Genomic DNA, 22,478 nt, shown 5'->3' on the forward strand with positions numbered 1-22,478 from the left:
GCCTTTACTCCGATCTGGTACCACCGGTCAGGATCGCGAACGCGCCGAGTGCGAGGGCGTCGAAGAGCGCGATCACCACGCCCATCGGCACCGCGTCGTGCCTTCCGCCCAAGCCTACGAGCGGCGAGGCAAGCGCGCCCAGGACGTACGGCGTCGGACCGAGCAGGGACGCCGCCGCTCCGGCCGCGTCGCCGTGCTTCGCGAGGCCCAGCGCCCCGGCGTTCGGCAGAACCAGGCCGAGGCAGGCCACGTTGAGGAACAACAGCGGGAGCAGCACGGGTAGTCCCGCCCCGGAGAGCGTGCTCAGCAGCACGCCGAAACCGCCCGCGGTCACGCCGGTGAGCCCGGCGAACATCAGTGTGCGGGCGCTGAAGCGGCCGACGAGCAGGCGGCTGGCCTGGCTGCCGAGCACGATGCCCGCACCGTTCGTGGCGAAGACCAGGCTGTACTGCTGGGCCGTCAACCCGTGGATGTCCTGCAGTACGAAGGGGGAGCCGGATATGTAGCCGAACATGCCGCCGAGCGCGAGGCCGTTGCCCAGCAGGCAGCCCACGAACACGCGGTCCCGCAGCAGCCTGCGATACACCGGGAGCAGCGCCCGCGGTCCGCCGCCGCTGCTCCGACGCTCGGCGGGCAGCGATTCGCCGAACAGGAAGACCGAGGCCAGCAGCAGCGCCGCGCCGATTCCGGCGAGCACGAGGAACACGCCGCGCCACGTCGTCCAGTGCAGCAACTGTCCGCCGAGCACCGGGGCGGCGATCGGCGCGATGCCGTTGACGACCATCAGCGTCGCGAACAGCCGCGCCGTGGCCGTGCCGCTCTTGCCGCGGTCGCGCACCGCCGCCGTCGCGATGACCATGGCCGCGCCGCCCGCCGCACCCTGCAGCAGGCGCAGCGGAATCAGCAGCCAGATCGACGGCGCGAGCGCGCAGAGCACTGAGGCGGCCGTGTACAGCGTCATGCCGACCAGCAGCGGCCGGCGGCGCCCCCGGGCGTCGCTGAGCGGGCCGACGAGGAGCTGCCCGAGCGCGAGACCGATGAGACAGGCCGTGAGTGTCAACTGGGTGGCCGAAGCGGTGGTGTCCAGGTCCGCCGCCATGGCCGGCAGGCCCGGAACGTACATGTCCAGCGACAGCGCGGCCAGGGCGCTCAATGAGCCCAGAAGTATGATCGGCTGACCCGCCGAACGGGTGGATTCCTCCGGCCGCGCGGTCTCGGCCATCTCGGCGGGCGCTGCCATCCGGGTCGTCTCCAGGCGTTGCGTTCAAGGTCCGCGCGGCTCGGTAAAGGGCGCGCTCCAGCATTGTCGCCTACCGGCCTCGAGCCGGGGAAATCCGCTGGCGGACGGCGGTGCGCGGGGGCGCGCCGAACCGCGTCGCCCCACCTGTCACGTACTGACCAGGAGGAGTAACGTTGGAGACCGTGGACGCCCGGATGGTGTCCCGGATCGACGTGAGGGGTGTGGCAGGCGGTGCAGGACGAGTCCGCCCTAGGCTCCATCGGGGTGTTGACGATCGGCACGCGGGGGACGGCGGGGCCCGGCGAGGCATTGCTCAAGATCCGCGGGGGTACGGAGGCTTATATCGCCTGGTCCGAGCGGCCGCTGCCGCGCGGAACCCAGGTGCTGGCCGTGACCGCCCGCGGACCGCGCACCGTGGAGGTCGTGCCCTGGCCCGAAGATCCGTTGGACGTGCTCGGTAGGACCGGGTCGTCATGACTGTGTGTGGAAAGTAGGAGAGCCATGCTGTTCTACAAGGTTCCGGCCCCCGACCAGGCGATGCTGGTCTCGGGCGGACGCCGCCAGGGCGGGCAGCCGTTCCGGGTGGTGACCGGGCACGGGACCTACGTGCTGCCGGTCTTCCGCAAGGTCAGGTTCCTGACCCTGGCGATGGCCGAGGCCGAGGTCTCCGAGACCTGCGTGACCAAGCAGGCCATTCCGCTGCAGGTCAAGGCCATCATCGCGTTCAAGGTGGGCAACGACCCGGAGTCCATCGTCAACGCCGGGCAGCGCTTCCTGTCCGACCAGAACCAGATGTCGGTGCTGACCGGCCGGATCTTCGCGGGCCACCTGCGCTCGATCATCGGCTCGATGACGGTCGAGGAGATCATCACCGAGCGGCAGAAGCTGGCCGAGGCGGTGCTCGACACCTCCAAGGGCGAGATGGCGAAGATCGGCCTGCTGGTGGACTCGCTGCAGATCCAGTCGATCGACGACATGGGCAGCGGCTACATCGACGCGATGAGCGCCCCGCACAAGGCCGCGATCCGGCGGCAGGCGCAGATCGCGCAGGCCGAGGCGACCCGCGCGTCGTCGATGGCCGAGCAGGACTCCGAGCGGTCGCGCGCCGAGTACGCCAGGCAGACCGCCGTCGTCCAGGCCGAGTACAAGGCGCAGATCGACAAGGCGCAGGCCGAGGCGGCCCAGGCGGGTCCGCTCGCCCAGGCCAACGCGCAGCAGCAGGTGCTCCAGGCGCAGACCGAGCTGGCCCAGCGGGCGGCCGAACTGCGTCAGCAGCAGCTGCAGGCGGAGGTCGTCAAGCCGGCCGAGGCCGAGGCCGAGCGGATCACCGTGCTGGCGAGGGCCGAGGCGGACCGGATGCGGATCCAGGCCGAGGCCGCGGCGTCCAACGGGCGCGTGGCGCTGGACCGGATGATCATCGACCAGCTCCCGCAGATCGTCCGCGAGGCCGCGGGCGGCCTGGCGGGCGCGAACATCAACGTGCTCAACGGCGCGGACGGCCTCGGCGAGATCGCGGCCGGGCTGGTCAGCCAGGGCCTGACGATCCTCGACTCGGTCAAGCAGGGCCTCGGCCAGGTCGTCGAGCAGCCGGGCAACGGCTCGGGCGCGGAGGTCGAGCGGGTCGTGATCCAGGACTCGACGTCGGACCGCCCCGGCAAGTAGCAGCACAAGTAGCAGCAGCGGTAGCGAAGTAAGGACGCTCCGCCCGACGGTTCCTCATCGTCGGGCGGAGCGTCCTGCTGTGCGCCCCGTGACTCGGCGGATGACGATCGTGACCGGCTTGGATCTCGGTCGTTGGGCCGTGCATGGATGCGATGCAAAACAACAGTGCGAGTGCGACGGTGGCCGAGGACGCGGAGAGCGCTGATATCGCCGGTCGGGACGTCGAGTCAGTGGCCGGCCAGGACGTCGGGTCGGCGGTTGAGGCTCCGGAGCAGCCCGCCGAGGAGGTCCCGCAGCCGCGCAGCGCCGAGCCGGAACCTCAGCCCGAGCCGGAGGTGGAACCAGAGCCCGCCGCGGCCGCCGCGCCGGAGTCCGGCGCCGGTAAGGGCGGCAAGAAGCGCAAGTCGACGCCGAAGCCCAAGACCGCCGCGACCAAGTCGCTCGTCGTCTTCCGGGAGGGCAAGGTGCACTACGCGGACGAGAGCGTCGTCGTACTCGACCTCGACGACGCCGCGCACCCGGAAACCGATGTCCACGATGTCGTGGACAAGCTGTCCGAACTGCGCGACGCCGTCGAGTCTCCGGGACGCGCCGAGGCCGTGACGCTGATCGCGGAGCTGATTCAGGCCAAGGCACTCGCCTGAGCGCTCGCCGGGTCGCTACCGCGGATCGCTACCGCACGGCGATCATGACCAGCGGAGACAGCACGCCACCGAGGGCGACTCCGGCGACGAGTTGCCCGGCGGTGTGATCGCGCAGCACGAGGCGCGCCGCGCAGATCAGCACGACCAGGGGCGAGAGCACGAGCAGCCACGGACCGAAGCAGAGCGCGCAGATGCCGAGCGAGCCCGCCGCGGCGGCGGCGTGGCCGGAGATCTGCCAGCGGAGCGTGATCACGCCGCCGACCAGGATCGTGGCCAGCAGCGAAGCGAGCAGCGCGGTCAGCGCGCGCGGAGCGGAGCCGAGGACGAGTGCCGCGAGGCACAGCCCCATGGCGCCGAGCGCGACCAGGATCGGGACGTAACGCTCCTGGCGGGTCCGTATGTGGATGTCGGACACCCGGCGGCGCAGCACGGCATGGATGACGAAGCCGTAGGGCACGCCGCCGGCCAGTCCCGCGCAGAACAGGCCCCAGGCGAGGCCGGTAAGGCTCGGCTGCGTCGCGTGCCAGCCGATGACGGGCGGCAGCGCGATGACGAAGTGCGCGGGGGAGAGGACGTCGGTGACGGTCTTGGCCCAACCGCGCGGCCGCACGATGCGGGGCTTGCCGTCGCCGGTGGCGGAATCGGCGGCAGCCGCGTCGCCTGCCGTCTCGACCGTATCCAGTATTCCGTCTGACACGACGACGACTCTAGAGCAGCGCAGGTCCCGCCCGACGCGCCGTGCGACGGGCCGACTGAGCGACCGACAACCGGCCGACAGGGTACTGACTGAGTTCAGCGCCGGGCGAGCGCGGCGTAGGCGGGGCGCAGCAGGTCCGTGAGATCGGCCGCCTGGCGGGAATCCTCGCCGTTGACGCCGACTCCGAGCGGGCCGTAGCGGTCGAGGATCGCGCCGGGACGCTCGTCCGGCTGCGGCTTCGGCAGTTCGGGGAGCGGCTGGGCACCCTCCCAGAACCGGTCCAGGCATTCGCCGAGCGGGGCCTCCTCCAACTCGGGCGAGGTGTCCACCTGCGCCCAGGCCTGCGCGTCGCGGAGCGACTCGATCCTGCGCAGCAGCTCGGCCTTGCGCCGGCCGCGCCAGGCAAGCAGTTCGAACGGGTCCTCGTCGAGCCGGTCGGCGAGCACGTAGCAGGTCGCCGCGATGTGCTTGCACGGATTGGCCATATCAGGGCACGTGCAATCCGCGACGAACTCGCGGCGGGTGGGGAAGAGCGTCAGGCCGGTGTCGTGGAACGCGTCCTCGATGTGCTCGGGCATCTGCCCGGCGAGCAGCGCGGAGAGCAGGTCCACCCGGCCGGCCAGCTGCTTCTCGACCCGGTCCCACTGCTCGGGGCGCAGCACGTCGATCTCGATCGTCACGCTGTACGGCCGGCGCCGCGAGCCCTGCACGCTCGCGTAGACCTCGCCGGGGCGGATCTCCAGCTCCTGCACGGCGCCGCTGCGCGCGTAGCCGCGGCCGCGCGCGAGCCGCGGGCCGTAGCCGAAGCTCTCCAGCACCGTGATCAGCCGCTTGGACCACCAGTGTTCGCCGAACTGCCGCGTCGCCATTGCCGTCACCTACTCCGCCACCGGGTCGCCGGACAGCAGCACGAGGTCGCGCAGCTGCGTCACCGAGAGTTCGGTCAGCCAGCTCTCGCCGGAGCCGACGATCCGTTCGGCCAGGCCCTTCTTCTCCTCGATCACCCGGTCGATCCGCTCCTCCAGGGTGCCCGCGCACATCAGCTTCCTGACCTGCACGTTCTTTCGCTGGCCGATCCGGAACGCCCGGTCGGTCGCCTGGTTCTCCACCGCCGGGTTCCACCAGCGGTCCACGTGCAGCACGTGGTTGGCGGTCGTCAGGTTGAGGCCGACGCCGCCCGCCTTCAGGGACAGCACGAACAGCGACGGGCCGTCCGGCTGCTCGAACCGGCGCACCAACTCGTCGCGCGCGGTCTTCGTGGTGCCGCCGTGCAGGAACGCGACCGGCCGTCCGAAGCGCTCGGCCAGGTGGCGCTGCAGCATGCCGCCGAACTCGGCGTACTGCGTGAACAGCAGCGCCCGCTCGCCCGCGGTGAGCACCTCGTCGCAGAGATCTTCCACGCGCGCGAGCTTGCCGCTGCGGCCGTGCAGCCGCGACCCGTCCTTCAGGAACAGCGCCGGATGATTGCAGATCTGCTTGAGCCGGGTGAGCCCGGCGAGCACGACGCCCTTCTTGCCGATGCCGTTCTTCGCGGACTGCACGGCCGCGAGCATCCGGTCCACCTCGGCCTGGTAGAGGCTCGCCTGCTCGCTGGTCAGGTTGCACACGACCGGCATCTCGACCTTGTCCGGCAGGTCGCTGATGATGTTCGGGTCCGTCTTCACGCGGCGCAGCACGAACGCGGACGTGGCCTGGCGCAGCCGCTCGGCCGCGGCGTCGGCGCCCTCGTTGCCGCGCTCGATGGGCCGCGCGAAGCGGTCCTTGAACTGCTCGGCGGAGCCCAGCAGGCCGGGGTTGGCGAACTCCATGATCGACCACAGGTCGGCGAGCCGGTTCTCCACCGGAGTGCCGGTCAGCGCGATGCGGCGCGGGGCGGGGAGCGAGCGGACCGCGCGGGCCTGCTTCGTCGCCGCGTTCTTGATCGCCTGCGCCTCGTCGATCACGATGCGCCGCCAGCCGACCTCGCCGAGCTGCTCGCGGTCGCGCAGGGCCAGCGCGTACGTCGTGATCACCAGGTTCACGCCCTTGACCTCGCGCTGGAACTCCTTGCCCTCCAGGCGTTCCGAGCCGTGGTGGACGTGGAGCTTCAGCCGCGGCGTGAACCGCTCGGCCTCGCGCTGCCAGTTCGCCACCAGCGACATCGGGCAGATCAGCAGCGTCGGATCAATGCGCTTACGCCCGGTATCGGCGCGCTCCTGCTCCAGCAGCGTCAGCACCTGGACGGTTTTGCCGAGCCCCATGTCGTCGGCGAGGATCGCGCCGAGACCGAGCCCGTCCATGAACGTCAGCCAGCCGACGCCGCGCTTCTGATACGGCCGCAGCTTCGCCTTCAGGCCGCGCGGCTCCTTGGCCACGGCGTACTCCTGCTCGACCGCGCCGGCGAGCAGATCGCCGAGCCACCCGGTCGAACTGACCTTGACCTCGAGCGGGTTGTCGAGCAGTGAGCGCGGGAGACGGCGCTGGTCCAGGCCGTGCATCGCCTTGTTCAGCACCTCGGCGGCGGTCATAGTGCCGGTCTGCGCGCTGCCGAGTGCCTGCGCGGCGGCCGCGAGCCTGGCCGCGTCCACCTCGATCCACTCGCCGCGCAGTTTCACGAGGTCTGTCTTGGCGGCGGCGAGCTCCATGAACTCGCCGTCGGTGAGTTCGATCGCGCCGATCGAAGCCTGCCACTGGTACTTCAGCAGCTCCTGGAGCCCGAACTTCGCGTCCTTGTCCGGTTCCGCCGCGCCCGGCTGCGAAGTGGACGCCTCGGCGTGCAGATTCAGCGAGATCCGGGCGCGCTTGCCGGCCCACCACGGCGGCAGCAGCACACCGAAGCCGCGTTCGCGCAGCGCGGGCGCGGTGTGCCGCAGGAAGTGCAGGGCCTGCTCGGAATTCAGCCGGACGATGTCCGGACTCGGCTGCCGCAGCGCGTCACCGAGCTGCGGGAAGTAGCGTGCGGCGCGGCCGAGTCCCTGGAGCAGCGCCTGCCGCGGGTCCACGCCCGACTGCCGCAGCAGCCGCGCCGCGCCCGAGCGCTTCCACACCTCCGGGGCGGAGGCGAGCAACGAAGGGTCCTGAGTCGACTGGAGCAGCAGGTCGACCGACCAGTCCTCGACGTCGTGCTCCTGCTGCCCGGGGTCGCGCAGCCGGAAGCAGGTGCGGACCGGGCCTTCCTCGGCGATGGCGGCGGTGGTCCAGGCCTCGAGCAGGTCGATCAGCTCGTCGGCCTCTTCGGACACGAGCAGGTCCGGGTCGAGCCGGTTGCCCTTCGTCGTGGTCAGGGCCCTGAGCCAGAGTTCCGCGGCGCTCGGCCGGCCGCCGCGGGTGGCGGGGGCGAGCGGCTCGCCGTGCAGGCCGTGCGGCCCGGCGAACGCGGCGAGCACGTACGCGTCGACCAATGCGGCGAGCGCGTTGTCGAACACGTCCTCGGCGGGCAGCCCGGTCAGCTCCTCGCCGAGCAGCTGGCAGCGGAACGCCGGGGGCATCGCCGAGATCAGCGACCTGCGATGCGCGGCGGACTCCAGCACGTACGCCGGGACCCAGCTGGCGAAGTAGCCGCGTTCCTCCGGCTGATAGGCCAGCCACGGATGGATCTCGCCGCGGCTGACCAGCGCGTCGGCGAACGCGGCGACGGCGTGCGCGTAGGCCACGCTGGGGTCGAGCGGCAGCTCCCGCTCGGTGCCCTCCTCGTCGTACACGGTGAGCAGGTCGCCGCCGCCGAGCGCGAGCAGCAGCCCGGCGCCGGCGGCCGGGTCGAGCGCGAGGGTGGGCACGATCCAGGCGCGCAGCTCGCGGTTCGGCGGGGCCGGCTCGCTCAGCGGGCCCTCGAGCCGGGCGAGCCGGTCGCCGGGCAGCGGGGCGCGCGGGCCCGAGGGCAGCGCGAGGGGGAGCGAGCCGCGCGGATCGGCCTCGGACAGGGCCTCGGCGACCACCGGGCCGGCTCCGGCGAGCACCTTCGCGAGCTCGGCCGGATCCGCGGCGAAAGGGTGGCGCGCCGCGCCCGCCGAGGGCTTCGCGGCCCTGCCCTTGGCGCCCTTGACCCCGGCTGTCTTACCCTCGCCGCCCCCGCCCGGCACGCCGCCGTTCGCCGCGAGGCCCCGCGCGAGTTCGGAGTCCTCGGCCCAGAACTCCCAAAAGCCGGACTCGCTGAACTGCGCGTGCAGGACGTACATCGCTCGCTCGGAATCCCCTCGCGGATCGTTCGCTTCGTAAAACTCCAGCGTATCCCACGGTGCTCAGGGGTTGTGGCCGACCGGGTGGCTCCGGGGTCAGCTCCAGCGGTACCGGTCGCGCAGGTGCGTGATCACCTTGTCGAAGTCGTGCGCCGGCATCGCGCAGGCCTCGCGCCGCATCCCGTGCTCGTGGACGCGCACCACGCGGTCGACCACCGCGTAGGACTCGCGCGCGTCGCGGTCCCAGGCGCCGGCGCCGACGTCCACCCAGTTGTCCGCGTCGGCGTGCCAGACGCTGGTGAGCTTGACCGCGAACAGGAACTCGCCGCCCTTGTCCCGGGCCACGACCAGCACCGGCCGGTCCTTGCCGCGGCCGTCGTGCTCCTCGTAGGGCACCCAGGTCCACACGACCTCGCCGGGGTCCGGGTCGCCGTCGTGATTCGGCGCGTACTCGGTGTGCACCGGGCCGAGCGTGTGCGGGTCCACCTCGACGGTGGCGTACGGTCCGGAGTGTCCGGGCGAGTCGGCGTACGGGTCGTGCTCGTGCTGAACCCGGCCGGGCGCGTGTCCGTCGTGTTCGACGGACGGACGTGCGTTGGTGTGAGCCTCGTGCTGGATCTGGTGGTGCGGCAGGTCCATCGGGCTCGGGTGATGGGTCTCGGTCATGCGACGCACCCTACCGTCCGGCGCCGACACCGCGCCCGCCCGCGCGTATCAGGGCACGTAGTTGTACGGCGTCGTGCTGCTGAGCCCGGAGAAGCCGAGGCGGGCGAGGATCGGCCGGCTGTCGTCGGACGCGTCCACCTGCAGGAACCGGTACCCGCGCCGGGCCGCGATCCGCGCCCGGTACGCCACCGTCGCCCGGTAGATTCCGCGGCCCCGCCACTCCGGCACCGTGCCGCCGCCCCACAGGCTCGCGAACTCAGTGCCCTGATGGAGCTCCAGCCGCGACGCGCACACCGGCCGGTCCCCGGCCAGCACGACCAGCGCGATCAGTGACTCGGGATCCTCGGCCACCTGCCGCAGCAGCTGCTGCTCCATGCGCGGCGAGGGCCGGCCGAACGCGGCGTCGTGCGCCTCGACCATGAGCCCGACCCCCGCCGCGTCGGTGACCGGCTCGATCCGTACACCGTCCGGCAGCACCGGCTCGGTCGGCAGGCTCGCGATCTCCGCGAACATCAGCGCCTCCGCCGGCTCGGGGGTGAACCCGGCCTTGAGCAGCCGATCGCCGAGGTCGGTCGGTGTGTCATGGCTGTAGAGCTTCCACTCGAACTCGCGCCCGAGGTCCGTGAAGCGGCGCACCTGCTCGGCGATCGCGGCGTCCGCGGTCTCGGCGTTCAGCGCGGACCAGATCACGCCGCACCAGCCGGCGCCGCTCGAGCCGACCAGCCGTACCACCTCGCCCACCCGTTCGACCAGGTCGCCGGGCCCGTCGCCGCGATGGTCGCGGCGGATCTGCCGGTCGAAGAGCGCGAGCACCGAGGCGGAGTCCATGAGCGCAGGCTACCGACAGTGCGCGAGGATGGCACCGGATATTCATTCCGGCCGCGCGGCGGCTGTGGCAGAGTGATCACCATGCTCGACGACGCTGCGGTTTCCCGGGTCGCGGAGATCATCCGCGAGGTCAGTGCCACCGAGATCCTGCCCCGGTTCGGGCGGCTCGAGGACGGCGAGATCGTCGAGAAGGGCCCGGGTGACCTGGTCACGGTCGCCGACCGGGCCTCCGAGCGGGAGCTCACCGCGCGGCTGCGGGACCTGCTGCCCGGCTCGCGCGTCGTCGGCGAGGAGGCGGTCTTCGAGGACCCCGGCGTGCTCGACGCGCTGGACGGCCCGGACCCGGTGTGGATCATCGACCCGATCGACGGCACCGAGAACTACGCCAACGCCAACGCCCGCTTCACCGTGCTCGTGGCCCTGGCCCGCGGCGGAGAGCTCCAGGCCTCGTGGATCTACGAGCCCTGCTTCGACCGGATGGCCCACGCGGTCAAGGGCGGCGGCGCGTACCTGGACGGCGAGCCGCTTCGCGTCGCCCCCGCCCCGGACTCCGCCAGCGGCCTGATGGACGTGGACGTGTCCACCTCCCGCCCGAAGTTCTGGAACGAGAGCGCCCGCGAGGCCATCAGCGCCCTGAGCACCCACGGTGCGTGGCTCTGCTACAGCGACGGCGCCGGCCTCGAATACGTGACCATGGCCGACGGCAGGCGGACCTGCGCCCTGATGGTGTGGGAGAACGTCTGGGACCACGCCGCCGGCCTGCTCCTGCACGCCGAGGCCGGCGGCTTCTCGATGACCTCCGACGGCATGCCCTTCCGCCTCGCCGGAGGCAACGCCCTCCCCTTCGTGGTCGCCCCCGACGCCGCCACCGCCAAGGCCGTCCTCGCCGCGACGAGCGTCCGCCTCGAGCCCCGCTCGATCGCTTAGGGTCGGCTTCGTTCGTTCGATCGCTTGGGCTTGTGTGCTCAGGCCGCCGAAGTTCAGGCCGTACGCGCCGACGGCGGCGAACAGGCCGAAGGCGAAGACGAGGAACGCGACACCGCAGCCCGTGGCGGCCGCCGCACCCAGGCCGCCGTGTCCGACCACGAACACCGTGTCGATTTCGAGGCCACTCACGGCCGCCGCGCAAGCGCGCGCGATACGCGGGCGGCCGCGAAGATGATCGCGCGCCGACGCCACTGCCAGTCCTGGAAGAACCGCGGCGACCAGGCCGACCATGCCACCGCTCACGCCGCCGATCACGGTCACCGCCAGAGCGGCCACAAGCATCCGCGGCCCCCGATCACCGCGGCCAGCGCGAAGAGCGCGCCGAATGCCGGCCCGCCGGTCAACGCCCCCATGCTCTCCGTCCGCTTACGGCCGATGCTTGACGTCGCGGTCAGCGGCGGTCGAGGAGGGCGGGGAGTTCGCCGCGGGAGACGATGCCGAGCTTCGGGTAGGCCTTGTAGAGGTGGTGGCCGACTGTTCGGGGGCTGAGAACGAGCTGCGCGGCGATGTCGCGGTTCGAGAGGCCTTGGGCGGCGAGGCGGACGATCTGGGCCTCTTGCGAGGTGAGTACGGCCAGGGCGGCCTGGGCGGGGCTGTTGGTGCGGGTGACGACGGAGTTGCCGGCGGCGCCGCTGGCGGCGAGCTCTTGGCGGGCGCGGTCGGCCCACGGAGTCGCGCCGAGTCGTTCGAAGGTGTCGAGGGCCGCGGAGAGCGGGCCGCGGGCCTCGGTGCGGCGGCGCTCGCGGCGCAGGCGCTCGCCCCAGAGGAGCTGCGTGCGGGCGCGGTCGAAGGGGCGATCGGACTTCTCGTACAGGCGCAGCGCGGCGGTGAAGCTGCGTGCGGCGGACTCGTCGTCGGGGGCGAGCAGGGCTTCGCCGCGCAGGACGAGGGCGTCCGCGGCGTTCTGCTTCACCTCGCCGGCCCAGCGCGTCAGGCGGCCCAACGCGTGCTCGGCGAGGTCGCGGTCGCCGGCCCGGAGCGCGGCCTCGAGCAGGTCGGGCAGTGCGCGCGTCGCAGCGAGCTGATGCACGGCGGGGCCGTTCTCCAACGTTCGGAGATGTTCGAGGGCTGATGCCGGACGGCCGAGGCCGAGGTCCAGCAGGCCGAGCGCCCAGCGTCCCCAGGACTCGCCGAGGGACATGACCGTCGGCGCGAGGTCCGTGAGCGCCCGGCGCGCGTGTTCGCGGCAGCGCTCCTCCTCGCCCGCCGACGCCGCCAGATACGCCAGCACGCCGCTGACCTGGCTCTCCCATTGCGGCTGACCGGCCGCCTCGGCGATCGCGAGCGCCTCTTCTGCCGACGCTCGAGCCTCGGCGAGCCGGCCCAGGTGCGCCTGGACGCGGGCCAGGGCGCCGAGCGCTGGGCTGCACCACGCCATCCGGCCGTGCTCCCGGCAGTCGGCGAGCATGGCCGCGAACAGTTCGAGCGCCGCCTCGTCCTGTGCCAGGATCGGCGCGAGCGCGCCGAGCGTGAGGTATCCGGCCGGGTTGTTGAAGCCCACGCTGCGCGCCTTCGCGACGACGTCGTCCAACTGGAGCGGCATGAAGCCGAGGTCCCGGCGCAGCGAGAGCATGATGGCCGACTCGGCGAATACGCAGACCGCGTACGCGATGTCCTCCGGCGGAACGCCGTCCAACTGCATGAACAGGTCGCTGTACGCGGCGACCTCGCGGTCTCCCAGGAACCAGGCCAGGTCGACCGTGCGGCACAGCAGGATCCCCGCCTCGCGCGCGCCGCCGGTCCGGCCGAGCTCCGCAGCTCCCGCATACGCGATGCGGTACGACTCGCGCAGGTCGCCGAGCTCGAACCGTGCGGACGCTTGCGCCATCACCAGCCTCGCGCGCAGTTGCGCGTCAATGCTCTGCGGCGCGTCGGCCGACTCGAGCTCGGTGCGCACTGCGTCGGCGTTGCGCAGACCCTGCTCGGCACGTTCGCAGTCGCCGTGATCGATCGCCGCCTCGGCCGCGAGGATCCAGCGGCGCAGCCGGTCCTCGGGCGACGGACTCAGCCGCGCCGCACGCTCGTACGCGCCGATCGCCGCAGGCCGGCCGCTGCGCCGCCCGGCGCGTTCGGCGGTGCGCTCCAGCTCCGCGGCCAGGTGCTCGTCCGGCTCGGTCGCCGCCGCGGCCTCGTGCCAGATCCGCCGATCGGCCTGCTCCGGCCCGGTCAGCGCCCCGGCGAGCGCCCGGTGCGCGTTCAGCCTGCTCGGCGCGGATGTCGCGGAGATCAGCGCCGGACGCAGCAGCGGGTGCCGAAACGAGAACGTGCCCTGATTCACCTGCAGGATCCCGGCGCGTTCGGCCGCACCCATCGCCTCGACCGGCAGACCGAACAGCGGCGCCGCGCGCAGCAGCACGTCCAGCTCCGGACCGTCCGCCGCCGCGGCCAGCTTCAGGAAGTGCCGGCTGTCTCGCGGCAGCCGTTCCACCTGCGCGCGGAAGGCCTCGATCAGCCGCTCGGGCAGCTCGGGCAGCGGCTCGTCACCGAGGGATTCGAGGCCTGATCCGGCGGGGAGTTCGAGCAGCGCGAGCGGATTTCCGTGAGCCTGAGCGAGGATTCGGACGCGTGCGGAATCCGAGGGTCGGTCGGAGCGAAGCGTGAGCACCTCGCGCGCGGCGTCGTCCGGCAGACCTTTGACTTCGAGCCCCGGCAGACCGGAACGCTCCAGCAAAGCGCTGCCCTCGCGCGTGGCCAGCATGATCGCGACCTTCTCCGCACCGAGCCGGCGCGCCGCGAAGATCAGGGCGTTGAGCGACGGGCTGTCGAACCAGTGCGCGTCGTCCACCAGGCACAGCACCGGCCGGTCCGCCTCGGCCAGCTCGGACAGCAGCGTGAGCAGAGCCAGGCTGATCAGCAGTTGGTCGACGCCCTCTGCGGAATCCCGCACGGCCAGGCCGAACGCCGTGGACAGCGCGGCCCGCTGCGGCGCGGGCAGCACGTCGAGCCGGTCGAGCACCGGGTGCAGCAGCAGATGCAGGCCCGCGTACGGGAGTTGCGACTCGGCTTCGTAGCCGGTCGCGCGGAGGACGAGAAAGCCGTCGGACTCGCGCGCGGCCGCCGCGTCGAGCAGCGTGGACTTGCCGATCCCCGGCTGGCCGCTGAGCACGAGCGACCCGCCGCTCCCGGTCCTCGCCCCCGATAGCAGCCCCCGAAGAGTCCTCAGCTCAGCTTCCCGCCCGCTCAACATGATTTCGAGTCTAACCGCGCAGGCCGACAGCGCCGGATGCCTGTCCGGATTACCTACCCCGATTACCTATCCGTGACTGATTCCGGCCGCCTCGAAGATCCGTAGCTTCGCCGGCATGACGACGACCACGGACCGACGCCGGACGGCCCCCGCGGACCCCCTGCCCGCCGCCCGCCACAACAGCCCCTTCACTCTGATCATCCTGCTCACCGGGGTCTTCATGGCCCTGCTCGACTTCTTCATCGTCAATGTGGCGCTTCCCGACACCCAGCGTGACCTGCACGTCTCTTCCGCGGGCATCCAATGGGTCGTCGCGGGCTACGGCCTCGCCCTGGCGGCCGCCCTGGTCACCGGCGGACGGCTCGGCGACCTGTTCGGCCGCAAGACCATGTTCATCGCCGGCCTGGTCGTCTTCGCCGCCGCCTCCGCGGCCTGCGGCCTCGCCCCGAGCGCCGGCGTGCTGATCGGCTCGCGCGTCGCCCAGGGACTCGGCGCGGCCCTGTTCATGCCGCAGATCCTCGGCATGATCGGCGCGGCCTTCTCCGGCGCCTGGCGGGCCCGCGCGTTCACCGGCTACGGCCTGACCGCCGGGCTCGGCGCCGTGTTCGGCCAGCTCATCGGCGGTGCGCTGATCCAGGCGAACCTCTTCGGCCTCGGCTGGCGCTCGATCTACTGGATCAACGTGCCGATCGGCCTGGCCGCCGCGCTGCTCGCGGTGCGCGCGCTGCCGAGCGTGCCGCGCACCGGGCGCACCCGGCTCGACCCGGTCGGCAGCACGCTGCTCACGTTCGCCGTGCTCGCCCTCGTGCTCCCGCTGGTCGAGGGCCGACAGGACGGCTGGCCCGCCTGGACCTGGGCCTGCCTGGCCGCCTCGCCGGTCCTGCTCGCCCTGTTCTACGCGCACCAGCGGCGGCTGATCGCCCGCGACGGCGAACCGGTTTTGAATCCGGTGCTGTTCACCCAGCGCTCCTTCGCCGCCGGGATGCCCATCGCACTGGTCTACAACAGCGCGGTCGCCTCGTTCTTCTTCGTGCTCGCGCTCTACCTGCAGCAGGGCCGCGGCATGTCGGCGCTCGGCTCGGGCCTGCTGTTCATCGCGGTCGGCGTTCCGTACCTGGCCACGTCGATGCGCTCCGGGCAGCTCGCCGCGCGCTACGGCAGGAAGCTGATGATCGTCGGCTGCGTCGCCCAGGCCGCCGGATACGCGCTGGCCGCCCTCACGGTGCACGTGCGCGGCGAGGGCCACAGCGTGGCCTGGCTGATTCCGGCGATGGCGGTGATCGGCGCCGCGATGGGGCTGGCATACGCGCCGATGTTCGGGGTCGTGCTGGCGGGCGTGGCCCCGAAGCACGCCTCCTCCGCCTCCGGGCTGCTGTCCACCGTGCAGCAGGTCGGCGGTGCCACCGGGATCGCGCTGGCCGGGATCATCTTCTTCGACACGCTCGGCGCGCACCCGACGGCCCCGGCGTTCACCTCGGCGTTCGGCGTCACGCTGCTGCTGCTCAGCGCCATCAGCCTGGTCTCCGCGGCGCTGATGCGGCTGCTGCCGGTCAACCCGACGGCGTAGTTCAACGAGGCCCGGCCCTTCCACCCGGATTACGGTGCAGAAAACCCCCTGATGACCGGAAGGGCCGGAAGATGCAGCACCAGCAGCAGCAGCGGACCGTGGCCTTGCACACCCCGTGTTGGACGGAGCTGAGCGTGCCGGACCCGGAGGCCGCCAAGGCCTTCTACGGCGCGGTCTTCGGCTGGCACGCCGAGACCGACCTGCGCCCCGAGGCGGGCGGCTACGCGATGTTCCGGCTGGACAGCTCCCCGGTCGCCGCGGTCTCCCCGCGGTTCGACGACTCGCAGCCGGTCGCCTGGAGCGTGTGCCTGTCCGTCGAGGACGCCGAGCGGACCGCGGTGAAGGCGGCCGAGCAGGGCGGCAGGACCCTGATGACGCCGGTCGACGTGTTCGACCTCGGCCGGTACGGAGTGCTGGCCGACCCGGACGGCGCCACCTTCTCGATCTGGCAGGCCTGGAAGTTCAGCGGCGCGGAGATCATCGGCGACCCGAACGCGCTGGGCTGGATCGAACTGTCCACCCGGGACCCGAAGCAGGCGCTGTCCTTCTACCCCGCGGTCTTCGGCTGGACCACCCATCTGAGTGACTTCTACACCGAGTGGAGTATCGGCGGCACCCACTTCGGCGGCCTGGCGGACCTCAACCACGCGCCCGCCCCGGCGGCCGACGTGCCCGCGCACTGGAAGCCGTACTTCCGGGTCCAGGACGTGGACGCGGTCACGGCGCGGGCGGCCGGCGAGGGCGCCGGCGTGGTGACCGCGCCCTCGGCGGTGCCCGGCGGCGACCTGCGGATCAGCGTGCTGAAGGACCCGCAGGGCGCGCAGTTCGGGATCTTCGCCCCGGCCGCGGCGTAGGCGTGGGCAGCGCCTCAGGAACCTGAGGTCTGCTGCCCGGCGAAGAGCAGCTGGCCGGTGGACAGGTCGCGGATCAGGTAGAGGAACGGGTGGTCGGCGTCGAACACGACGCCCTTGGGCGCCTCGGCGGAGGTGACCATGGCCCCGCCTGCCGCCGCAGCCGCGATCGTGCCGTTCTCCGCCACCGCGATGTGCGCCCTCTCCACGATCTGTGACACGGCCAGTTGCTCGCCGTCCGAGGTCACGCCGGTCAGGTCCGCGTCCTTGAAGAGGTCGCCGAGGCCGAGCGCGCTCAGCGACTGGATCAGGTTCTCGGGCGAGAAGTTCGTGGTGAACTTCGGCAGGCTCAGCTGCACCGGCTGCTTGGTCATCGAGCTCAGCATCGAGTTCAGCTGCGCCGCTGACAGGCTGTCCCTGAACGCCTTGAGATTCCCCGTCCCCTTGGCCGGGAGCACGACGTCCATCGCCAGCTTGCCGCCCGCGTACGGCAGTTCGACCAGCTGCCAGCCCTTTCCTGAGGCGTAGTCGTAGCCGGCCTGCGAGCTCATCATCGGGACCGGCCGTGCCGCGCCGGACTCCGAGTAGAAGTCGTTATCCATGGTCTTATTCGGGTCGAACTTGTCCGCCCACGAGGCGTCCAGGTAGACCGCGTCGGTCAGCACGACCCGCGTCGAGGCGTCCAGCGAGCCCTTGCTGAACAGATTCGTGATGTAGCCGTGCGTCTCCTGCGCGACCAGGTCGTCGATCGCCTGGGTCGCGCCGTCCGCGTTCGTCTGGAAGTCCGTCTGGTGCACGCCGGCGCCGAACGCCCCGTCCAGCGCGGCCAGGTAGCTCTGCGCGAGCTTGACGGTCTTGTCCGTCCACACGTCGCTGGACTCGTCGAGAGTGTTCGAGTTCTGGTTCCCGTCGGCCCGCGCGCTCGCGTCGATCTTGCCGAGCGCCCCCGCGGCGGTCCGCGCGTCCAGACCCGCCGTCCCGAGCGCGTCGGACAGCTGCGAAGCCGTCTGCCCCTTCGCACCCGGCAGGATCATCGCGAGCAGGTCCACCAGCGTCTGCGGCGAGAAGACCATGTTGCCGCTCGTGCCGTCACCCAGTTGGCGCAGCAGGGCCAGGCCGAAGGACTCCGAACCCGTCTCCGCCTGCTGCAACGCCGCACTGCTTACGGTGATGTCGGCGGCATTCTTCGCCGTCACATAGGCCACCGGTGCGGAACCGTCGCCCGATGAGCATCCGGCGAGCAGCCCCGCGGGCAACGCCGCCGCGAGCAGTGTTCTGAGGATTGTCTTCCGCCGCATCGTCTTCCCCTCCCGTGGAAATCATCGTCCGTTGGACGATGCGGCGGCGGCCGCGGTTCCGGTCACCCGCAGTCACTCGGCGAGCAGCTCCTCCACCTTCGCGACCTTCGCGTTCAGCGCGTCCGTCACCCCGGGCCGGATGTCCGCCTTGAGCACCAGGCTGACCCGGCCGCTGTCCTCCTGCACGGCCTCGCACGCCCGCTTGACCACGTCCATCACCTCGTCCCACTCGCCCTCGAGCGTGGTGAACATCGCGTCGGTGCGGTTGGGCAGCCCCGAGTCGCGCACCACCTTGACGGCCTTCGCGACGGGCGCGGCGACGTCCTCGCCCGCGCCGATCGGCGTGACGGAGAAGGCGACCAGCATGATTCGATCCCTGACTTTCCGTGTCTCTATTGCTGGGGAGCGGCGTCGAGGCTCTCCAGCCATCGGCTGATGCCCATGACGTTCGCCGCCGACGAGGAGAGCGCCTCGAACTTCGCGGCGACTTCGGGCCGGGCCAGCAGCGCGGCGTACCGGTCCTTGGTGCGCTCGCGGACCAGGGCGAGCGTGTGATCGAGGTCCAGCTGCTCGGATCGGGCCTCGCGGACCACGCCGACCCAGAGGCGCAGCTCCTCCTCGGCCCGCTCCAGCGCGTCGTCGACCCGGGTGATCGGCCCGTAGTGCGAGAACAGCAGCCGGGTCGAGCCGAGCGCGCGCATCCGGGCCAGCGAGGCGAGGGCGAGTCCGAGGTCGAAGTCCGGCGGGGGAGTGCCCGGCAGCATCGTGCCGGCCAGATCCGGATCCGCAGCGGCCAGGCCGGTCAGCGGATCGGCGTCGTCCGGCGGGATGTACAGGCCCGCCGCGTCGCCCACGTACAGGTCCCCGGTGGCCGAATCGACCAGGCCCAGGTGGTGCCGCGCGTGGCCCGGCGTGTGATGGCCCTCCAGGTGCCGGCCGCCGCCGAGGTCCACCCGGCCCAGCGCGCCGATCGCGTCGATCCGCGCCGCGTCCGTGGGCAGCAGTTCGCCGAAGATCTCGTCCATCGACGAGCCGAACACCCGCCGCGCGCTGGCCATCAGCCGCGAGGGGTCGGCCAGGTGCCGGGCCCCGGTCTCCTGCACCACGATCCGCGCCCCGGGGAACGCGGCGGCCAGGTCGCCGACGCCGCCGGCATGGTCCAGATGGATGTGCGTGACCACGATCGTGGCCAGGTCCTGCGGGCCCACACCGAGCGAGCCGAGCGCGTCGACCACGGTCTTCGCGCTGGTCGCCGTGCCGGTCTCGACCAGGCAGGGCCTCGAGCCGAGGATCGCGTAGGCGGCGGTGATGCCCGAGTAGCCGGACATCGCGGTGTCGATCAGATGCACGTCCGCGCCGAGAGCGGTGATGGTCATGTGGCCGAATCTACTCCCGGTCGGTCGCGTGCCGTCAGAGGCCTCAGGGGCAGCGCACGACCTGGCCGGCGTACGCGATCCCGCCGCCGAAGCCGAACAGCAGCACCTGGTCGCCGCTGCGCAGTTCGCCGCTCTCCACCAGCTTGGACAGCGCGATCCCGACGCTCGCGGCCGAGGTGTTGCCGGACACGATGACGTCCCGCGCCACGACCTTGTCCTGCATGCCGAGCTGACGGGCCAACGGCTCGATCATCCGCAGGTTCGCCTGGTGCGGCACGAAGCCGGCCAGCTCCTCCGGCTTGACCCCGGCGGCCGCGCACGCGCGGCGGGCCAGGTCGGCGACCTCGCCGGTGACCCAGCGGTAGACCGACTGGCCCTCCTGGCTGAACCGCGGCGTGTCGCCCTCGATCAGCACGATGCGACTCTTCTCCGGCACGGAACCCCAGAACACCGGTCCGACGCCCGCCGCCTCGTCCTCGCAGGCCTCGATGACGGCCGCGCCCGCGCCGTCGCCGATCAGCACGCAGGTCGACCGGTCGGTCCAGTCGGTGACATCGCTCATCTTCTCCGAGGCCACCACCAGCGCCGCCTTACTCGCCCCGGATCGCACCGCGTGGTCCGCGACGGCGAGCGCGTAGCTGAAGCCGGAGCAGGCCGTGTTCACGTCCAGCGCGCCGGGAGCGGTCAGTCCGAGCGCGGCGGCGACCCGGGCCGCGGTGCTCGGGCAGCGGTCGATCGCGGTCGTGGTGGCGACGACCACCAGGTCGATCTCCTCCGACGTGCGCCCGGAGGCGGCCAGCGCCTTGGCCGCGGCCTGGATCGCCAAGTCGGCGACCGTCTCGGTGCGGGCGATGCGGCGTTCCACGATGCCCACCCGGGAGCGGATCCACTCGTCGTTCGTCTCGACCAGCTTTTCGAGGTCGGCGTTCGTCAGAATCTCGGCGGGCTGGTAGTGCCCGACGGCGGTGATCCGGGAAGCGGTCATGGCGGTCAGTCTACGGACCCCGGATGTCCGGGCGGTCCGCGGACCCCGCTGCCCGCGCCACATTCTCGTCAGATTGACGATAAGGGCTGGCGTGCCGTATCGTCGCTGCCGACCACCCGGCCTCAGGGGGCTCATATCCGAGGTTCGGGCCGTGTTTTCGCAGGGGAGGACCCGCATGGCACACATCACCCGCCGCCCTTTCTTCAGCCACTACCGGGGCACCGGCACCGGGCACGTCGTGCACCTGAAGCACGGAAAGGTCGCGCACCAGGGCGTCGGCCAGGCGTTCTGGTTCCGCCCGCTCGGCACGGTCCTGTCGGAGGTGCCGGCGGACGACCGTGAACTGCCGCTGGTCTTCCGCGGCCGGACCGCGGACTTCCAGGAGGCGGCCGTGCAGGGCTCCGTCACCTACCGATTCGCCGACCCGCTCAAGGCCGCGCGCCGGCTCGACTTCGGCCTCGACCCGACGACCGGAGTCGCCCAGGGCACGCCGTTGGACCAGGTCGCCGGCCTGCTGACCGAACTCGCCCAGGAGCACGCGCTATCCCTGCTCGCCTCGCTCCCGCTGGCCGAGGCGCTGTCCGAAGGCCCCGCCGCCGTACGTGCCCGGATCGTCGAGGGACTGTCCGGCGACCCGCGCCTCGGCGAGACCGGCCTGGAGATCGTGGACACCCGCGTCGTCGCGATCCGCCCGGAAGCGGACGTCGAGCGCGCGCTGCGTGCCCCGGCCAGGGAACTGATCCAGCAACAGGCGGACCGGGCCGGCTTCGAGCGGCGCGCCGAGGCGGTCAACCGCGAGCGCGCGATCGCGGAGAACGAACTGCAGAACCGCATCGAGCTGGCCACCCGCGAGGAGCAGCTCGTCGCGCGGCAGGGTGCGAACGAGCGGCGCAAGGTCCAGGAGGCGGCCGAGGCGGCGAAGATCAAGGCGTTGGCCGACGCGGAACGGGTGCGCATCGCGGCCTCGGCCCAGGCCGAGCAGCTGCGTGAACTCGGCGAGGCCGAGGCGTCGGCCGCCGCGGCGCGCATGCACGTGTACGAGGGCCAGGACCCGCGCATCCTGCTCGCCATCGCCGCCCAGTCCCTCGCCGGCTCGCTCCCGTCCATCGGCACCCTCAACCTCACGCCGGACGTCCTGACCGCCGCCCTCTCCTCGCTGTCCTCCGGGTCTTCCGGGGCGTCGGGGTCTTCCGCCGGGGCCGGGTCGTGACGCTCGCCCCGCGGGTCGTCGTCGTCCACCGGCGCACCGAGCGCGAGCAGATCGTGCGTGAGCAGGGCACCTGGGAACAGGCGAAGTTCCAGGCCAAGCTGCGGAAATCCTCGGTCGCCCTGGACGCGGTGTCCGCCCGTTACGACGCCTCAGAACACGCGCTCCAGACGGTTTCCGCGGTGATTCCCGGCGCGTGGCGCCGCGGTGCCGTCGAACGCGAGGACCTGGACCGCTTCCTGTTCGAGCCGGAAGACCTCGTGGTCGTCGTCGGCCAGGACGGCCTGGTCGCCAACGTCGCCAAATACCTCGACGGCCAGCCCGTCATCGGCATCGACCCGAACCCCGGCAGCGGCCTCGGCGTGCTGACGCGCCACCACGCCGGGGACTGCGCCCGCCTGCTCCAGTCCGTGGCCGACGGCCGCGCGCCAGAGCAGCGGCGCACGATGGTCGAGGCCGTCGTCGACTCCGCCGCCACCGGCCTCACTCTCACAGCCCTCAACGAGATCTACCTCGGCAGCCCGACCCACCAATCGGCGCGCTACGAGCTGACCCTCCCCGACGGCCGCACCGAGGCCCAGTCCTCGTCCGGCCTGCTCGCGGGCACCGGCACCGGCGCCACCGGCTGGCTGCTCTCGGTCGCCAAGGAGCGCCACAGCCCCCTCGCCCTCCCCACCCCCGAAGCCCGCGGCCTAGGCTGGTTCGTCCGCGAGGCCTGGCCGTCCCCGACGACCGGCGCCGACCTGACCGAGGGCGTGCTGGAGGGCGACCAGGTGCTCAAGATCCTGGTCCGCAGCGAATCCCTGGTCATCTTCGGCGACGGCATGGAGGCGGACCGGATCCAGCTCGCCTGGGGCCAGACCGTCACCGTCACCCCCGCCCGCCGCACGCTCCGCCTGGTGGTTTGATCGTCCGCACGCCGCCCGTCGGTCCCCCGCCTCGGTCCGGCACCGCAGTATCGAGGTGAGATTCCCCGCGCGGATGCGGTATGGTTCTTCCTGGCCCAAGCAGCACAAACCACCGGGCCACAGCAGTAGCGGGCTGTAGCGCAGCTTGGTAGCGCACCTGACTGGGGGTCAGGGGGTCGCAGGTTCAAATCCTGTCAGCCCGACAGTGGAAAGCCCGGGTC

The 22,478-nt window shown here is 71.9% G+C and carries 19 protein-coding genes and 1 tRNA gene; 9 read left to right on the forward strand and 11 right to left on the reverse strand.

Annotation, left to right across the window (positions count from 1 at the left end):
• Window positions 1-4: 4 nt before the first annotated feature.
• On the reverse strand, window positions 5-1,240 hold the full coding sequence (locus tag VG296_RS29530; RefSeq protein ID WP_325571739.1) for a multidrug effflux MFS transporter: 1,236 nt from the start codon (window positions 1,238-1,240) through the stop codon (window positions 5-7).
• 231 nt (window positions 1,241-1,471) lie between these two features.
• On the opposite strand from VG296_RS29530, the gene VG296_RS29535 reads away from it, so the two are divergent.
• The 3 genes from VG296_RS29535 to VG296_RS29545 all read left to right on the forward strand — a co-directional run bounded on the left by VG296_RS29535 (window position 1,472) and on the right by VG296_RS29545 (window position 3,546).
• The gene (locus VG296_RS29535; protein ID WP_325571741.1) at window positions 1,472-1,717 is read left to right on the forward strand and encodes a hypothetical protein; all 246 of its coding nucleotides are present in this window, start codon (window positions 1,472-1,474) and stop codon (window positions 1,715-1,717) included.
• A 24-nt stretch (window positions 1,718-1,741) separates the two neighbouring features.
• Complete coding sequence (locus VG296_RS29540; RefSeq protein WP_325571743.1) at window positions 1,742-2,902, forward strand: flotillin family protein; 1,161 nt, start codon at window positions 1,742-1,744, stop codon at window positions 2,900-2,902.
• Window positions 2,903-3,045: 143 nt separating this feature from the next.
• The gene (locus tag VG296_RS29545) at window positions 3,046-3,546 is read left to right on the forward strand and encodes a hypothetical protein (RefSeq protein WP_325571745.1); all 501 of its coding nucleotides are present in this window, start codon (window positions 3,046-3,048) and stop codon (window positions 3,544-3,546) included.
• Window positions 3,547-3,574: 28 nt separating this feature from the next.
• On the opposite strand, the gene VG296_RS29550 is transcribed toward VG296_RS29545, so the two are convergent.
• From VG296_RS29550 to VG296_RS29570, 5 genes are all read right to left on the reverse strand, one after another.
• Complete coding sequence (locus VG296_RS29550; protein WP_325571746.1) at window positions 3,575-4,243, reverse strand: hypothetical protein; 669 nt, start codon at window positions 4,241-4,243, stop codon at window positions 3,575-3,577.
• 95 nt (window positions 4,244-4,338) lie between these two features.
• Window positions 4,339-5,112 (reverse strand): SWIM zinc finger family protein, encoded by a 774-nt coding sequence (locus VG296_RS29555; RefSeq protein WP_325571748.1) that lies wholly within the window; start codon window positions 5,110-5,112, stop codon window positions 4,339-4,341.
• Between the two features lie 9 nt (window positions 5,113-5,121).
• Entirely contained in the window at window positions 5,122-8,397 is a 3,276-nt protein-coding gene (locus tag VG296_RS29560) for a DEAD/DEAH box helicase (protein WP_325571750.1), read from the reverse strand.
• Between the two features lie 96 nt (window positions 8,398-8,493).
• Window positions 8,494-9,063, reverse strand: a complete 570-nt coding sequence (locus tag VG296_RS29565; protein ID WP_325571752.1) for a type II toxin-antitoxin system PemK/MazF family toxin — start codon at window positions 9,061-9,063, stop codon at window positions 8,494-8,496.
• Between the two features lie 48 nt (window positions 9,064-9,111).
• Window positions 9,112-9,891: a GNAT family N-acetyltransferase gene (locus VG296_RS29570; RefSeq protein WP_325571754.1), complete on the reverse strand. Its 780-nt coding sequence runs from the start codon at window positions 9,889-9,891 to the stop codon at window positions 9,112-9,114.
• 81 nt (window positions 9,892-9,972) lie between these two features.
• On the opposite strand from VG296_RS29570, the gene VG296_RS29575 reads away from it, so the two are divergent.
• A complete protein-coding gene (locus VG296_RS29575; RefSeq protein WP_325571755.1) occupies window positions 9,973-10,818 on the forward strand; it encodes an inositol monophosphatase in 846 nt (281 codons plus the stop codon).
• A gap of 451 nt (window positions 10,819-11,269) precedes the next feature.
• Here the strand turns inward: VG296_RS29575 and VG296_RS29580 are convergent, their stop codons facing one another.
• A complete protein-coding gene (locus tag VG296_RS29580; RefSeq protein ID WP_325571757.1) occupies window positions 11,270-14,065 on the reverse strand; it encodes a helix-turn-helix transcriptional regulator in 2,796 nt (931 codons plus the stop codon).
• A gap of 115 nt (window positions 14,066-14,180) precedes the next feature.
• Here VG296_RS29580 and VG296_RS29585 point away from each other — a divergent pair, with 115 nt between their 5' ends.
• The gene (locus VG296_RS29585; protein WP_325571759.1) at window positions 14,181-15,632 is read left to right on the forward strand and encodes an MFS transporter; all 1,452 of its coding nucleotides are present in this window, start codon (window positions 14,181-14,183) and stop codon (window positions 15,630-15,632) included.
• Between the two features lie 71 nt (window positions 15,633-15,703).
• Window positions 15,704-16,486, forward strand: coding sequence for a VOC family protein (locus VG296_RS29590; protein WP_325571761.1), 783 nt, complete (start codon window positions 15,704-15,706; stop codon window positions 16,484-16,486).
• 14 nt (window positions 16,487-16,500) lie between these two features.
• On the opposite strand, the gene VG296_RS29595 is transcribed toward VG296_RS29590, so the two are convergent.
• The 4 genes from VG296_RS29595 to VG296_RS29610 form a co-directional block, all read right to left on the reverse strand.
• Window positions 16,501-17,781: a serpin family protein gene (locus VG296_RS29595; RefSeq protein WP_325571763.1), complete on the reverse strand. Its 1,281-nt coding sequence runs from the start codon at window positions 17,779-17,781 to the stop codon at window positions 16,501-16,503.
• A gap of 72 nt (window positions 17,782-17,853) precedes the next feature.
• Complete coding sequence (locus tag VG296_RS29600) at window positions 17,854-18,147, reverse strand: MTH1187 family thiamine-binding protein (protein ID WP_325571765.1); 294 nt, start codon at window positions 18,145-18,147, stop codon at window positions 17,854-17,856.
• 26 nt (window positions 18,148-18,173) lie between these two features.
• Window positions 18,174-19,157, reverse strand: a complete 984-nt coding sequence (locus VG296_RS29605; protein ID WP_325571767.1) for an MBL fold metallo-hydrolase — start codon at window positions 19,155-19,157, stop codon at window positions 18,174-18,176.
• Window positions 19,158-19,200: 43 nt separating this feature from the next.
• Window positions 19,201-20,142, reverse strand: a complete 942-nt coding sequence (locus tag VG296_RS29610) for a beta-ketoacyl-ACP synthase III (protein WP_325571769.1) — start codon at window positions 20,140-20,142, stop codon at window positions 19,201-19,203.
• A gap of 175 nt (window positions 20,143-20,317) precedes the next feature.
• Here VG296_RS29610 and VG296_RS29615 point away from each other — a divergent pair, with 175 nt between their 5' ends.
• The 3 genes from VG296_RS29615 to VG296_RS29625 all read left to right on the forward strand — a co-directional run bounded on the left by VG296_RS29615 (window position 20,318) and on the right by VG296_RS29625 (window position 22,460).
• Entirely contained in the window at window positions 20,318-21,352 is a 1,035-nt protein-coding gene (locus VG296_RS29615) for an SPFH domain-containing protein (protein WP_325571771.1), read from the forward strand.
• Complete coding sequence (locus VG296_RS29620) at window positions 21,349-22,257, forward strand: hypothetical protein (RefSeq protein ID WP_325571773.1); 909 nt, start codon at window positions 21,349-21,351, stop codon at window positions 22,255-22,257. Before VG296_RS29615 ends, VG296_RS29620 begins: the two co-directional genes overlap by 4 nt.
• 129 nt (window positions 22,258-22,386) lie before the next feature.
• Window positions 22,387-22,460 (forward strand) — tRNA-Pro (locus VG296_RS29625).
• Window positions 22,461-22,478 lie beyond the last annotated feature (18 nt).

The organism is Actinospica sp. (assembly GCF_035552695.1).
Classification (GTDB): Bacteria; Actinomycetota; Actinomycetes; order Streptomycetales; family Catenulisporaceae; genus Actinospica.